This is a genomic window from Bacillus sp. A015 (assembly GCF_053851875.1).
The window spans coordinates 62,758-76,366 of sequence record NZ_JBSPZB010000003.1 but is presented as its reverse complement, the minus strand read 5'-3'; the positions used below and the strand labels follow the sequence as shown (position 1 = coordinate 76,366).

The window sequence follows — 13,609 nt, the reverse complement described above, 5'->3', positions numbered from 1 at the left end:
TATATATTCTATCATAATTTGCAGAAAAAAAGATATTTCTTTACAAAAGTCTTTACAAAATTTGTGGTTAGAAACTACCGATATGAGGAAGATATATATATCATGTTTATGAATAAAGAACTAAGCTTATTGTTTCACAGGCTCGCCTTCTAAAATTTCTTCTTTTTTATACTTCAACTTGGTGGCTTCTCCTCCTCGCAAGTGGCGGATTGATTTATGATAATCCAGTATCTCCTTTACCTCATTAGCCAGATCTGGATTAATTTCTGGCAGTCTTTCTGTTAGATCCTTGTGTACAGTACTTTTAGAGACTCCAAATTCTTTCGCAATAACACGAACGGTTTTCTTTGTCTCCACGATATACTTTCCTATCTTGATTGTTCGCTCTTTGATGTAATCGTGCACACCACTCGACCTCCCTAAAATGGATGTGAGAAGTGTGAAATGAGATCCGTATGAAGATTATCCATTTTCAGCAGCGCTTGTTCGTCGTAATTTCTCATCCATTAGGTAGTAAATTCCAAACACGATCCCTCACCTCAAACACTCTCTTTGTCAGGTTTGTAACAGTGTATTAGCATTGCATAGGGAATATGCTAAAAATGAAGATGGGACAAGGGATTTATCAGAAAAGGCAAAATAAAAAATTCATTTCGGGTGGCGAAAATTTTCACTTTACAAGCATGGATCAAGCACGTAAAATAGAAAAGGTGAATTTATTTACCTAGATAAATATTTAATAAAGGTGAGCATATGGATACGTTAAACAGAGAGTGTTTACATCAAATACATCAAAGCGCCAGGCTGCTGTCTAAAAAGGCGAACGAAGCGCTTGCTGCTTATGACTTGTACATGTCCCAGTGGACTGTACTTTTTTGTTTGGATACATTCGGCCCGAAAACACAAAAAGACATTTGGACATATTTGAACGTCGAAGCACCAACCATTACCAGAACCGTCACCCGTCTAGAAGCAAACGGCTGGGTGAAGCGTGTACAAGGAAAAGACAAACGTGAAAATCTCATCGTGATGACAGATGATGCAAAAGCTCGATTTGAAGAAATTAAGCACACGATAGAACAATTTGAAGAAGAATGTCTTTCAGACTTTACCTACGAAGAAAAACAACTCCTCCATACCCTTTTACACAAATTATCAACTGAATAGGAAGTGACATACATCGTGAACGAACGCATTTGGACGAGAGACTTTATCATGATTGTCCTGGTGAATTTATTTACATTCACCTCTTTTTATGCCCTTTTGACATTGTTGCCCATTTACACAATGGATGAACTAAATGGAACAGAATCACAGGGCGGACTCCTTGTGACGGTCTTCTTATTATCCGCCATTGTGACGAGACCGTTTTCCGGAGCCATTATTGAGAAATTCGGCAAAAAACGCATGGCAATTTTCTCTTCAACGGCCTTTGCCTTACTCACTTATTTATACATTCCGATTGATCAATTCCAACCGCTGCTCATGCTGCGTTTTGTACAAGGAATCTTTTTTAGCATTTTGACGACAGTAGCGAGTGCCATTGCTGCCGATATGATCCCGAAAAACAAACGCGGGGAAGGCTTAGGATACTTTGTGATGTCAATGAACCTCGCAGTGGTCATCGGTCCGTTTATCGCACTGAATCAAGTAGGAAAAGTAGGATTCCATTCCTTATTCCTTCTCTTTTCCATCATCGTGACCATCGGAGCAGCTTTTACTATCATGATTAGACAGCCAGAGCCTGAAAACGGAGGAAGCGTCGTCTTTCGATTCACTTTTTCTCACCTGTTTGAAAAAGGTGCATTAAAAACAGCGGCAGTCGGAATCATTATTTCCTTCTGTTATTCGCCAATCATTTCATTTATTTCAGTCTATGCCAATTCACTTCATCTGATGGGTGCAAGCAGTTATTTTTTCATTGTTTTTGCGGCTGCGATGCTTGGATCACGTCCGTTTACAGGCAGACTTTTTGACCGAGTAGGACCTCACATTGTGATCTATCCATCCATTGCCCTTTTTGCAATTGGTTTATGGATGCTGACGGCTACACATTCAGCGACAATGCTTCTTTTATCAGGTGCTGTGATTGGCCTCGGCTATGGATCTTTGGTGCCTTGTTTGCAAACACTAGCGATTCAGCACTCTCCAGCTCACCGTACGGGCTATGCAACGGCCACTTTCTTTACACTATATGATACTGGCATTGCTGCTGGTTCATTTGTATTTGGTCTTCTTGTCAGCTTCACAGACTTCTCAAATGTGTATCTCATTGCAGGCATCGTTGTCTTGCTAAGCATGGGCGTTTTTTACTGGAGCGAACGAAAACCCCAAGAAGCTAAAGCACAAAAGGTCTCACTATCAGAATAGGATTCTGTTTTAAACTTCACCGGAAACATGCTAAAATATAGGATATTTCAAATAAAGCATATAGGCTTGTTTGAAAAATAGTTGGCGTTAAGCGAAGGTATAGGTGATGTTTTGAATTACGAATTGTTTAAAGTCATACACGGGATGGCTCATCATTCTGAGTTTTTAGATCAGGCCATGATTTTCATTACGAAAAAGGCCATTCTTGTGTATGCCCTTGTCTTATTGATATGCTGGTTTTTAGGTAATCATAAATTTAAGAAGCATGTCTTCTTCTCCGGTGTAACAGGCATCGTGGCACTCATCGTCAATTTTGCCATTACACTGTTTTATTATGAAGAGCGGCCGTTTGTGGCACATAAAGTCGACACACTCATCCCGCACTCAGCAGACGCTTCCTTCCCAAGTGACCATACAACAGGCGCACTGGCTCTTTCATTAGCCATTAGATCCCGTAATAAAAAGCTCGGCAACATTTTGCTCGTCTTTGGATTACTTACAGGATTCTCCCGCATCTGGGTCGGTCACCATTATCCATTTGATGTCTTAGGCAGCTTGGCCGTATCGATTGTGGTTGTCTTTATCATGAATAAATTATGGAAGTTCTTTGACTCTCCAATTGATCGCATCGTGATGTTCTATGAGACAATGATGGGGAAAATATTCAGAAGGAAGCAAAACGATCAGGGCTCTGACCTGTCCAATTCTTAAGCGGCTTGCGATAAAGTGATGAAGATTCTTCTTCCACTTTATCCGGCCGCTTTTTTTATTGGCTGTCTCCCTCTGATCGTACTTGAAAAATAGAGACTTACACCAATGCCAATAAGAGAAATGATGATTAACGTCCACCCTAACTGCTCAAAATGGGAACCAGCGATTTCCTCACCAAACAGCATGCCAAGCACAGCAGATGACAGAATGGAACCAAGGTACCGGCATGTTTGAAAAAGCCCGGAGGATGTGCCAATCATTTGCTGAGGACTCGCTTTTAGCATCGCAGCTTGAAGCGCCACATTCCCAATGCCGTAACTGAGTCCAAGTAACGCAAGAACCACTCCTTTCCCCCATAAGGGCGCAGGAATAAAAAAGAATGTCATCGCAGAAGCTCCACCCAGCATCAATACTGTGCTTGCTAAAATCGGATGTCGTTCATCCCCGCGATCCACCCACTTTCCTGTCAGCGGCGACACAATGATGCTCACCCCAGACATGCACAGCATAAAAAGACCCGTCATCTCCACACGCCAGCCCAATTCATCCTGAAAATAACTCGGCAAACCAAAAAAGAGACAATAGAAGAAAATATTTAAAATGATAAATTGCACATACACAAGTGACAGCCGCTTCTCCTTGCGAAACATCCGAATTTGAATAAACGGTTCATCCACCTGATATTCCCACCAGATAAAAGCACCTGCACTCAGGAGACAAAGAATGCCCTGTACATACTGAATACCATCAGCAAGTGATAATAAAAATGAAAGTAGGAGTACAATACAAGCTGTAAAAAGAAGCATCCCTGGCAAATCGAGCTTTCGTACAGTTTCTCCTATGCGGAGCTTTCTCTTCTTCTGCTCCTTCGGAAACAAAGATAGTCCAAGAAAGAAACTAATCAGAATAAAAGGCAGATTCACTAAAAAGATAGCCGGCCAGCCGCCGATTGTCATCAAAAACCCGCCAAGCGTCGGTCCGAGTGCTGTCATCGCTGATGCAAAAATGGACAATACCGCTAATGCCGAAGCCTGTTTTTCCTTAATATGATCCTGAATGAGTCCAACACCCGAAGGATAAATGGCACTACTTCCAATCGCCTGCAACAGCCGGATCACAATCAGCACCGCAAAAGTCGGGGCAAAAGGGGCACAAATGGCCGAAATGGCCACAAGAGCCAACCCAAATAAAAATAATGTTCTCCGGCTCATCACATGATCCCCAATCCGGCCGCTCACCGGCTGCGTCACCGCACTGGCTAAATAAAAAGTCGAAATGAGCCAGGATACGGTCGTAAACGACAAACCAAACTCATGCTGAATTTGATGCAAGGCCAAAGAAATCATCGAGGAATTCAGTGGATTTAACATCGTTCCAAAGGCAATAGCGGTCAAAAAGACTTTTCGGTTGTCTCTCCACTTGTTCATACACCGGACCCCCTCTTTGTTATATGGTATGTTCTTTGCCTATTCTTCCGTTATTATGAGATTCATTTCCCTTTTTTACCCTTATTAATTCAAGTTCTCTCTTTGAACAGCAAGACATACATTCTAAAAGGGGCAAGTGTTGGAAAAACACATGTAAAATTGAGAATAAGAGGAACAAATGGTAAGATTCACACATATTTAACGCCTGCTTTCTCCTTATATGGAGAACGGCTGAAAAGGAGGAGAAGCATATTATTAAAAAAAGACGGTTTTGGGTCCCAGCCCTTTTCTCGGTTGCAGTATTACTTCTGTCTTCGTGTGGATCAAATGAAACAAATGGGAACGGAGATAAACGTAATTCTACAGCGAAAGGGTCGCCGATTTTGGAAGATGGAAAATTTGTTTTTGCAGCATCAGGGGAATTTCACCCATTCAGTTACATGGATGGAAACGAGATGTCCGGCTTTGATATCGATGTAGGTAATGCGATTAGCGACAAGCTCGGCCTCGAACCTGTACAGAAAAAATATAAATTCGCAGGTATCGTCGAAGGCGTGAAAGCAGGGAAATTTGATGCGGCAGTTGCGAGTCATACCATCAATGAGGAACGAAAAAAACACGTCCTTTTTTCTAAACCCTACTACTACTCCGGTCCGCAAATCTTCACAAGAACTGGAGCAGACATTCAAAGTGCTAATGACTTAAAAGACAAAGAAATCGCTGTATCAAAAGGGTCGTCCTACGCTGATATTGCGAAAGAACATAGCGGGCAGGAACCAAAATATTACGACAGTGATGTGGTCGCTTTAGAAGCACTAGCCAAAGGAAAACACGATGCGGTCGTGACTGATTTTGCCACAGGTGCAGAAGCCATGAAGAAAAAATTAAAAATAGAAGCGCAGGAAAGACTCGGACAAAGTGAGCAAGCAATCGCTGTGTCAAAAGAAAATAAACAGCTCATAGAAGAGATCAACGATGCGATTGATGCACTAAAAAAAGACGGAACATTAAGACAAATTAGCGAAAAGTACTTTGACGAAGATATTACCGTTAAACAGGATTAAAACCACGATTGTGCGCCCTTTTCCAGGCGCACTTTCTTCAAATGGAGATGATTGTTTTGCCTACCCTATCACACTTTTTCCAGACGCTGATTGATTCTAGAGACATTTTCTTAGAGGGGATGCTGCTCACCTTACAACTAACTGTGATCAGCATCTTCATCGGTATGTTCATTGGGCTCTTCTTTGCTTTACTGAAAATATCCCGCGTGGCGGTTTTCGGATATATCGCCAATGCCTATATCTTCCTTGTACGCGGAACACCACTGATTGTTCAAATCTTTATCCTATATTTTGGACTCACGGAATTAAATATACCCGACTTCTGGGCTGCTTCTATTGCGCTTGCCTTTCATAATGGTGCCTATATAGCAGAGATATTCAGAGGCGCCATCCAATCAATCGACCAAGGTCAAAAAGAGGCAGGACGTTCTCTTGGAATGGGCCGCTTTTTAACCATGAGACGTATCATTCTCCCGCAAGCGATGCGGCGCGCCCTTCCCCCTCTCGGTAATCAGTTCATTATCGGGTTAAAAGACTCATCACTTGCCGCCTTTATCAGCGTCAATGAACTATTTAACGTAGCCACCACTCAAGGCTCCAACAGCTTTGACAATATGACGTATTTACTTGTTGTGGCTGTCTATTACTTAGTTCTTGTCCTGCTGTTAACATTCGCTGTCCAAACCTTTGAGAAAAAACTTTCAGTCAGTGACCATTAGGAGGAGAAGCATGACAGAATCAAAGGAAATCATTCGTGTTGAAAAACTCAATAAATACTTCGGGAATCTGCATGTCTTAAAGGATATCGATCTCACCGTGTATGAAAATGATGTGTTCGTCTTAATTGGAGCGAGCGGCTCTGGAAAAAGCACCTTGCTCCGCTGTATGAACTTTTTAGAAATAAAAAATGACGGTCAGATCATCATCGATGGCAGTCCTGTTCAACCAAAGCGTGATCAACTAAACGAAATGAGACAAAAAATAGGCATGGTGTTTCAGCATTTTAATCTCTTTCCGCACAAAACTGTACTTGAAAACATCATCGAAGCGCCTGTGATGGTGAAGAAAACAAAGAAAGCACAGGCCATCGCTGAAGCCAAAGTCTTGTTAGAAAAAGTCGGACTTGCGGATAAAGCCAAGGTGTATCCTTCTAAACTATCAGGCGGCCAAAAGCAGCGTGTTGCTATTGCACGGTCTCTCGCCATGAAACCTGATGTCATGTTATTTGACGAACCTACGTCTGCCCTTGACCCAGAGCTTGTAGGCGAGGTGCTGCAAACCATGAAAAGCCTCGCAAAAGAAGGCATGACAATGGTCATAGTTACACATGAAATGGGCTTTGCAAAAGAAGTCGCCGATCGTGTCGTCTATATGCACGAAGGACGTATCATCGAAGAAGGGATCCCATCGGAATTGTTCGATTCCCCTCAAGAGGAGCGAACCAAACTGTTTCTCAGCTCCATTTTATAGGTCAAACGCCCTTTATTTTTAGTGATCAACGCACGTTTTTTCTCATTTTTTACGAACGTTTCATCCATTTATATTGAACATAACCAAAAACCATGTTAGATAAACTTACATGTATATGTTATATGTGACTTTTCTCTCTATAATGAAGAATTAAGAAATCAATTAATTCTGAATGATTCGGGGGAATGCAGCATGCAAATGGGTGATACAGTATTTATGTTCTTCTGCGCACTACTCGTGTGGTTAATGACACCGGGTTTAGCTTTATTCTACGGGGGACTTGTGAGAAGTAAAAACGTGTTAAGTACAACAATGCACAGCTTAACATCACTGGCCATCGTCTCGATCGTCTGGATCGTGTTTGGCTATTCCTTGGCTTTTGCGCCAGGCAATGCATGGATCGGGGGCTTTGAATGGGTTGGGTTAAAAGACGTGGGCTTTGAGCCTGGTTCATATAGCGATACCATCCCACATTCATTGTTCATGATGTTCCAAATGACCTTTGCCGTCTTAACAACAGCCATCATCTCAGGTGCCTTTGCCGAACGTATTCGTTACTCAGCAGTGGTCGTGTTTACACTCCTTTGGGTCACATTTGTATACGCGCCAGTCGCACACTGGGTATGGGGCGGTGGTTGGATTGGAGAAATGGGCGCGCTTGACTTCGCTGGAGGAAACGTGGTTCACATCTCATCCGGTGTTGCCGGTCTAATCGTTGCGATTGTTCTTGGGAAGCGAAAAGAAGCAGCAAGTTCTTCCCCGCATAACTTGATCTACACACTTCTTGGCGGAGCTGTCATCTGGTTTGGCTGGTTTGGTTTTAATGTTGGGAGCGCCCTGACGTTAAACAGCGTCGCCATGTTTGCCTTTATTAACACCAATACAGCAGCTGCCGCAGGAATCATCGGCTGGCTGTTAGTCGAGTGGATGATCAACAAAAAACCAACAATGCTTGGTGCCATCTCTGGAGCCATTGCAGGTCTTGTCGCCATTACACCTGCCGCAGGCTTTGTCACTCCATTTGCTTCTATTATTATAGGAATCATTGGCGGGATCGTCTGTTTCTGGGGAGTCTTCTCCCTCAAAGCCAAATTCGGCTATGATGATGCCCTTGATGCATTCGGCCTTCATGGAATTGGTGGTACTTGGGGAGGCATTGCAACAGGACTTTTCGCAACAACCTCTGTCAATGACGGCGGAGCCAATGGCTTATTTTACGGAGATCCAAGCTTACTTTGGAAGCAAGTTGTCGCCATTGTCGCCACTTACGCCTTTGTTGCTGTTGTAACATACGTGATCATCAAAGTCGTCAATATCTTCTTCAAGATTCGAGCAACCGAAGAAGAAGAATCAGTGGGTCTTGATTTAACCATGCACGGCGAAAAAGCATATCAAGATTAAAGAAAAAGGGGTGTCTCTATGAGCAAAATGTATAAAGTGGAGATTGTCACACGTCCAGCTAATTTTGAAACATTAAAGGTGGAGCTTGGAAAGATTGGTGTCACCTCTATTACCTTTTCAAATGTGCACGGCTGCGGCTTACAAAAGGGACATACAGAGCTATACCGCGGCGTCAAAAAGGAAAGCAACGTGTACGAACGATTAAAGATCGAGATCGTCCTGAGCAAGGTACCTGTCGAACAGGTCGTTGAAACAGCACAAAAAGTACTTCGCACAGGCGAACCAGGGGATGGGAAAATGTTTATATATGAAATAGAGAATACAATTAACATCCGGACAGGTGAAGAAGGACCTGCCGCCTTATAGTACATCCTCCGCCGCGTGGTGGAGGATCTTTTTAAGGCAGAAAAAAACTCTGTGTAGTCATCTACACAGAGGATCTTGCAAGACATTAAGATGGTTTTGTTTCTTCTAACTGACTGCTGTCTTTAGAGGAGTCTGAAGACTTTTCTTGATCAGAGGATTTCCCCTTCTCATCAGACTTTTCTTCAGATTTTTCTCCAGCCGGCTCTTTGGCCTTATCTTCAGCAGCAGGTTCCTTCGTTTTTTCATCAGCCTTTGGCTGAGCAGGTTCTTTTGCTTCTTCCGTCACTTCTTGTGCTGCTTTTTCAATAGTAGAAACAGGCTTATCAATGAAGCTAAGTGGATTGAGCGCTAAACCTTCCATACGAATTTCAAAATGGACATGGTTACCGCTTTCAGCACCATAAAGATTTTTACCAGAAGCACCGATGACATCATTCTGCTTCACTTCATCGCCTTCTTTTACACTCACTTGAGACAACGATTGATAGACAGTCGACAAACCATCTTCATGTTCAATTTCAACGACGTGACCGAGAACTGGATCTTTTTTTGCTTGAACCACTGTTCCACTAAGAGCAGCTGCGACATCAAACACTTTGCCATCTTTATCTGCAAGATCAATACCTTTGCTTAAGGTATAGGTGTTATTATAGTTTACAAGTGCTGCTTCTTTTTCTTTTTGATCAGCATCTGCTTCATAGAACTTTTTCACGACAGAAACATTATCAGAATTCTGGACCGGCATTGCAACATTTTCAATTGGCTTTCCAACTTCAACGGCATCATCACGCTGTTCTTGTCCTGCTTGATTTCCATCAGATAATTGGTCTTTCACATCTTTTGATACAGCTTGATACCAAAGAACTGCTGTTAACACGACCGCTGCGCTGACCAAGTAAATAGCAGGGAATACCCAGCGCTTACGGAAAAATTGCTGAACTTTTGTGATTTTGGAAGTACGTTTCTTTTCTTCCTCTCTCATTTTTCATCACCTCAGCAACATTCTGAACACTTTTCAAAAAATATATACACACGAAATCATTTTTCTTTTTATTTTGCGCAATCGCATCAATAATATGTATGATGAATGAAAAAAAGATGGGGGACTTTATTGTGAAAACTTTCAACCGCATTGCAACAGAAGATGACCTCAAAGCGATCGTCGATATCTACAATTCAACCATTGCTTCAAGAGAAGCGACCGCCGATACAGAACCTGTTACAGTTGAAAACCGCAGGCAATGGTTTTTGAATCATTCAGAGAAAAGACCTCTCTATGTAAAAACAGATGAAGAAGGAAATATCTATGGCTGGCTCAGCTTTGAAACATTTTACGGGAGACCTGCATACAACGGAACCGTTGAATTGAGTATTTATTTGAACCAAGACTATCGAGGGAAAGGCTTAGGATCGCTTTTCTTACAAGAGGCCATTGAATTGGCGCCCTCATTAGGCATCCGAACGTTGCTTGCCTTTATTTTCGGGCACAACGAAGCCAGCATTCGACTATTTAAAAAACACGGCTTTGAGACTTGGGGACACCTGCCACGCATCGCAGAAATGGACGGCAGCAGGTACGATTTAGATATACTAGGAAAAGAAATATAAAACCAGTGTCTCTAACGCTTCAGATTGTTGACAAAGGGCTAAAATGATGTTTATTTTAGCCCTTTGTCTTCTTTTCAGCTCAGCGTGATAGAAAACCTTTGAAGTCTAGGACGCAGCGGAGCGAATTTGACATTCGTGAGCACCGGCACGCAGGACTGCGGGCGAATGCGAGGGTTTGTCTACACGCTGCAGCGTCTCTAAAAGAAAGAGACGCTTTTTTATGAAGCGTGCAACAGCTGTTCAAACTGTTTCGCATTTTGAAGGGATTTTCTTTGCAGGATGATTCCGTGTTCATCAATGAGAATCGCTTGCGGGACAACAGTTACCCCATACAGCTCCATGATTTGTGAAGAGCGCATATAAACGGCTTGATCCGGCAGCAATTGAAGAAGCGACGCATCATCCGCTTGTTCATCTCCATTAATAAAAATGAACTGAGCATCATCACTAGAGATTTGCTGCTGCATATCAGCCAAAATGCTTTTGCACGTCATACAAGTAGAATTCACAAATAACAGCATCACGGCTCTCCTGCTTTGCAAATATTCCTTTAACATCACCTTTTCCCCTAAATGCGTATAGCTTCGAAATAGCGGGGCCGGATCACCCACTTCTGCTTCCTTCAACTCAATCCCATCAAGGGTTTTTATTTTATTCATAAATTTCCCGATAAAACGGGCAAGCAGAAACACCACAGCCAGCTGCGCAATGACAATCAATAACACAATGATTAATAAAATATCTGTCATTTCATTTTATCTCCTTCTATAATTGATCCAAATTGATTGATCCACTTTCGCTTGAATAACATGATTTCTTGACTGACCGCTATGATGAAACAGACAGCCACCGCGATCAGAAAACAAATGATTTTGAAGTGCCATGGAATCGTCTCTACTACATAGGAATGCACATAAAATAACCCCAGTACAAGAGCCAGCATCAACACATTTCGAATCACAATCCCCCAATGAAGGCGTTCATTTTCAAGAAGACCTCCACAGCCACACGAAATATCACGATGCCCTCTCAATAAATTGAACGTAACCGCTCCAGTATAGATACATAAAAGTGCTGTAAGACCAATCGCAGGTACGAGAGACATGTTCCAAATGAACAAATGAACAGTACAAACCAGTTCAACAGACAAAAACAAATAAAACATTGGTGCTGCGAAAGATGGAGGCAGCAGCCGATAAGCATTCATCTGCTGCACATGCGCCGTCTGTTTGCTCACTTTATCCAGCCATGCACCTGCAAAAATGATTCCTAGTAGATAGACACCTATGAAATAAAAGACACTCACCCTACACCATCTCCTTTTGTTGAAATAGTTGAGATTGTGCCTCGTAAAGCCTTTTGTACTCTCCGTTTAGCGTCATAAGCTCATCATGGTCCCCCTCTTCGACGAAAGCACCATCTTTCATAACGATAATACGATCTGCTAAGCGGGCCGCTCCCATACGATGTGTAATAAACAAAACACCTTGATCCTGCGTATGATCGAATAACTTTCGAATGAGTGAAATCTCCGACAGTGGGTCGAGAGCAGAAGTTGGTTCATCTAAAATGATAAAATCACTCTCTCTAAAAAAGGTTCTCGCCATCGCAAGCTTTTGCCATTGTCCACCAGACAGTTCATGGCCTTCTTCAAAAAAGCGGCCAAGCTGCGCATCATACGTTTCTTCCATTTGATTGATTCTTTTTTCTATACCTGCTTGCCGCGCAGCTGAAATCATTCGCTCTTCCTCATCTATATCGTCGATACGGCCAAACCCAATGTTTTCTTTCACAGTGAATTCGTACTTCATAAAATCTTGAAAGAGAACGGCCATTCTAGCATGATATGACCTTTTATGAATGGTCGAAATAGACTCACCATTGACTTTCTGCATATTCGGCTGATCTGGATCGTATAAGCCGGTCAAACATTTGATCAAGGTGGTTTTACCTGATCCGTTATCCCCGACTAATGCTATACGTTCACCTTTATTGATATGAAAATGTATATGCTCAATAGCAGGCGTTTTCATATTCGGATAAGTAAAAGAGAGATTTTCTAGTGTGATGGACTGAATATGCTCGATCCTTCGAAGCGATGCTGCACCTTCTGACTGTTCATGAATTTCCTCTTCTCTCTTTTGAAAAGCTCTCATTTCATCAACATAAAGACTCGTTTCATATAAACTAGAGAATTCCCTCGTTAAATCTTGAAAACCACTTTGAATGTTTTGTACAGCTTGCAGCACAGCGACAAACGTCCCCGCCGCTATTTTTTTTTGGAAAATAAGAAAGACAATAAAAAGACCGCAGCACACATAGGCAAAGGTCATGAGCAATCCGCCCGCCATCTCCCAGCGGACTTGTCGTTTAAGCAATTTATATTTCTCATCTGCACTTTTTACATAATGACCTTTCCATTTTTGAAGAAGATAATTCCCTATTCCATATAAACGTATTTCCTTCAGAGAATCTCTTTGTGCTACAAGATCGGACACATACATTTCTCTTCGATCATTGGCAGTTAACATGCGGTTTAATTGATAACGCGCACCTCCAAAGAAAAGTTCAATCCACAAGACAGGCAGGGTAAACACGATCAGAATGACCGCCAAGCCCCAGTGGATACCGACCATGTAAATGAGAAGTGATACAACAGTAATCAACGCGCTCATGATTGTGAAAATACTCCTGACCATGCTCAGAACGTGCTGATGACTGTTCATCACACGTTGACTTTCATTATAAAAAGAGGGGTGTTCAAACGTAATAAACGGAAGCCTTATCGCCTTCTGAAGCAATTCACCCTTCAAATGCAAACCAATCAGATTTGTCGCTTTCTGCTGACTAAGCTGAAGAATGAACTGAAGCCCATACCCTAAAACCACAATGACCATTTGCAACCCAAATAACCACAAAACCTTTTGGATGTCTCCTGAAGAAGTCATAAATAAAATAATTTCATTAATCAATGTTTGAATAATCCAGACGCTAGCCAAAGGCATAAAACCAACGATCACTTGGACCAACAAGGTTAAAAGAAGATAAGAACGACTTCTTTTCCAAGTATAGGAGATTGCATATAAACAATGGTTTACTGTACTCATCAAATGCTCCACCTTACACCATTTAGTATAATTGACATATTTTTGATATTTGTATTATGATAGCTTTGCGTAACTTCACTCTGAG

15 protein-coding genes are annotated in these 13,609 nt (G+C 42.1%); 9 read left to right on the top strand and 6 right to left on the bottom strand.

The annotated features are described in order from the left end of the window. Nucleotides 1–126 precede the first annotated feature (126 nt). Entirely contained in the window at nucleotides 127–405 is a 279-nt protein-coding gene (gene spoIIID / locus ACSLGF_RS03675; protein WP_008343327.1) for a sporulation transcriptional regulator SpoIIID, read from the bottom strand. 348 nt (nucleotides 406–753) lie between these two features. On the opposite strand from spoIIID, the gene ACSLGF_RS03670 reads away from it, so the two are divergent. The 3 genes from ACSLGF_RS03670 to ACSLGF_RS03660 all read left to right on the top strand — a co-directional run bounded on the left by ACSLGF_RS03670 (nucleotide 754) and on the right by ACSLGF_RS03660 (nucleotide 3,081). Beyond that, nucleotides 754–1,167, top strand: a complete 414-nt coding sequence (locus ACSLGF_RS03670; protein ID WP_099726473.1) for a MarR family winged helix-turn-helix transcriptional regulator — start codon at nucleotides 754–756, stop codon at nucleotides 1,165–1,167. Between the two features lie 48 nt (nucleotides 1,168–1,215). Beyond that, a complete protein-coding gene (locus tag ACSLGF_RS03665; RefSeq protein WP_456002906.1) occupies nucleotides 1,216–2,370 on the top strand; it encodes an MFS transporter in 1,155 nt (384 codons plus the stop codon). 111 nt (nucleotides 2,371–2,481) lie between these two features. Then, nucleotides 2,482–3,081, top strand: coding sequence for an undecaprenyl-diphosphatase (locus tag ACSLGF_RS03660; protein WP_456002654.1), 600 nt, complete (start codon nucleotides 2,482–2,484; stop codon nucleotides 3,079–3,081). A 38-nt stretch (nucleotides 3,082–3,119) separates the two neighbouring features. Here ACSLGF_RS03660 and ACSLGF_RS03655 read toward each other — a convergent pair whose 3' ends face one another. After that, nucleotides 3,120–4,508 (bottom strand): MFS transporter, encoded by a 1,389-nt coding sequence (locus tag ACSLGF_RS03655; RefSeq protein WP_456002652.1) that lies wholly within the window; start codon nucleotides 4,506–4,508, stop codon nucleotides 3,120–3,122. A gap of 254 nt (nucleotides 4,509–4,762) precedes the next feature. On the opposite strand from ACSLGF_RS03655, the gene ACSLGF_RS03650 reads away from it, so the two are divergent. From ACSLGF_RS03650 to ACSLGF_RS03630, 5 genes are all read left to right on the top strand, one after another. Then, entirely contained in the window at nucleotides 4,763–5,572 is an 810-nt protein-coding gene (locus ACSLGF_RS03650; protein WP_456002904.1) for a transporter substrate-binding domain-containing protein, read from the top strand. A 41-nt stretch (nucleotides 5,573–5,613) separates the two neighbouring features. After that, nucleotides 5,614–6,291, top strand: coding sequence for an amino acid ABC transporter permease (locus tag ACSLGF_RS03645; RefSeq protein ID WP_456002650.1), 678 nt, complete (start codon nucleotides 5,614–5,616; stop codon nucleotides 6,289–6,291). Nucleotides 6,292–6,301: 10 nt separating this feature from the next. Further along, nucleotides 6,302–7,042 carry an amino acid ABC transporter ATP-binding protein gene (locus ACSLGF_RS03640; protein ID WP_456002648.1) on the top strand — a complete coding sequence of 247 codons (741 nt, stop codon included), beginning with the start codon at nucleotides 6,302–6,304 and terminating at the stop codon, nucleotides 7,040–7,042. 192 nt (nucleotides 7,043–7,234) lie between these two features. Continuing rightward, complete coding sequence (locus ACSLGF_RS03635; protein WP_456002646.1) at nucleotides 7,235–8,443, top strand: ammonium transporter; 1,209 nt, start codon at nucleotides 7,235–7,237, stop codon at nucleotides 8,441–8,443. Nucleotides 8,444–8,461: 18 nt separating this feature from the next. Further along, a complete protein-coding gene (locus ACSLGF_RS03630; RefSeq protein WP_034318379.1) occupies nucleotides 8,462–8,809 on the top strand; it encodes a P-II family nitrogen regulator in 348 nt (115 codons plus the stop codon). Between the two features lie 85 nt (nucleotides 8,810–8,894). On the opposite strand, the gene ACSLGF_RS03625 is transcribed toward ACSLGF_RS03630, so the two are convergent. Next, on the bottom strand, nucleotides 8,895–9,791 hold the full coding sequence (locus tag ACSLGF_RS03625) for a peptidoglycan DD-metalloendopeptidase family protein (RefSeq protein WP_456002644.1): 897 nt from the start codon (nucleotides 9,789–9,791) through the stop codon (nucleotides 8,895–8,897). Between the two features lie 116 nt (nucleotides 9,792–9,907). On the opposite strand from ACSLGF_RS03625, the gene ACSLGF_RS03620 reads away from it, so the two are divergent. Continuing rightward, on the top strand, nucleotides 9,908–10,417 hold the full coding sequence (locus ACSLGF_RS03620) for an N-acetyltransferase family protein (protein ID WP_456002642.1): 510 nt from the start codon (nucleotides 9,908–9,910) through the stop codon (nucleotides 10,415–10,417). A 218-nt stretch (nucleotides 10,418–10,635) separates the two neighbouring features. Here ACSLGF_RS03620 and ACSLGF_RS03615 read toward each other — a convergent pair whose 3' ends face one another. From ACSLGF_RS03615 to ACSLGF_RS03605, 3 genes are read right to left on the bottom strand one after another with little or no spacing between them, the layout of a single operon-like run. Continuing rightward, a complete protein-coding gene (locus tag ACSLGF_RS03615; RefSeq protein ID WP_456002640.1) occupies nucleotides 10,636–11,166 on the bottom strand; it encodes a TlpA family protein disulfide reductase in 531 nt (176 codons plus the stop codon). After that, nucleotides 11,163–11,723 (bottom strand): MauE/DoxX family redox-associated membrane protein, encoded by a 561-nt coding sequence (locus ACSLGF_RS03610; RefSeq protein WP_456002638.1) that lies wholly within the window; start codon nucleotides 11,721–11,723, stop codon nucleotides 11,163–11,165. The genes ACSLGF_RS03615 and ACSLGF_RS03610 overlap by 4 nt, the downstream gene beginning before the upstream one ends. Nucleotide 11,724: 1 nt before the next feature. After that, the gene (locus ACSLGF_RS03605) at nucleotides 11,725–13,524 is read right to left on the bottom strand and encodes an ABC transporter ATP-binding protein (RefSeq protein WP_456002636.1); all 1,800 of its coding nucleotides are present in this window, start codon (nucleotides 13,522–13,524) and stop codon (nucleotides 11,725–11,727) included. Nucleotides 13,525–13,609: the final 85 nt, after the last annotated feature.